The organism is Mesorhizobium sp. M2C.T.Ca.TU.002.02.1.1 (genome assembly GCF_003997225.1).
Map to the genome: position 1 here is coordinate 1 of NZ_RZTO01001434.1, position 662 is coordinate 662.

Sequence of the window (662 nt, forward strand, 5' to 3'; positions counted from 1 at the left end):
GCTTATGACGGCGTGGTGTTCCACCGCGTCATCGACGGCTTCATGGCGCAGACCGGCGACGTCAAGTTCGGCAACTCCTCGAAGCCGACCTATGCGCCGTCGCGCGCGGGCATGGGCGGCTCCGACAAGCCGGACCTCAAGGCCGAGTTCTCCAACGCCAATCACGGCCGCGGCGCCTGCTCGATGGCCAGGGCCCAGAACCCGAACTCGGCGAACTCGCAGTTCTTCATCTGCTTCGACGACGCCGCCTTCCTCAACCGCCAGTACACGGTGTGGGGCCAGGTCATCGAAGGCATGGAGAATGTCGACAAGATCAAGCGCGGCGAGCCGGTGCAGGACCCCGACAAGATCGTGTCGCTGAAGGTCGCGGCCGACGTCAAGTAGGGGCGGTACGATGATGGGCGCTGTCTGGTCCCTGCTTGGAATCCTGTCCGGCGCCTTCATCGCCATCCAGGCGCCGATCAATTCGCAATTGGCAAAGGGCCTCGGCCTTCCAGTGGCCGCCGCCGCGTTCTCCTTCCTGTCCGGAGCCATCGTGCTCGGCATCATCGCGGTCTCGGTGGTGAAGCTGCAGGGCATCTCGCTCGACTGGAAAGCGCCGGCGCCCTGGCTGTTCATTGCCGGCGGCATGCTCGGCGGCTTCTATGTGACGCTGTCGACGA

General features: G+C 65.0%; 2 protein-coding genes. Both read left to right on the forward strand.

Going from position 1 to position 662, the window contains the following annotated elements; translation table 11 throughout:
* On the forward strand, positions 1-384 hold a 384-nt coding region (locus tag EOD07_RS36605), incomplete at its 5' end, for a peptidylprolyl isomerase (RefSeq protein ID WP_164772968.1).
* Positions 385-394: 10 nt separating this feature from the next.
* Positions 395-662, forward strand: a 268-nt coding sequence (locus EOD07_RS36610) for a DMT family transporter (RefSeq protein ID WP_206519678.1), incomplete at its 3' end; no start/stop codon positions are given.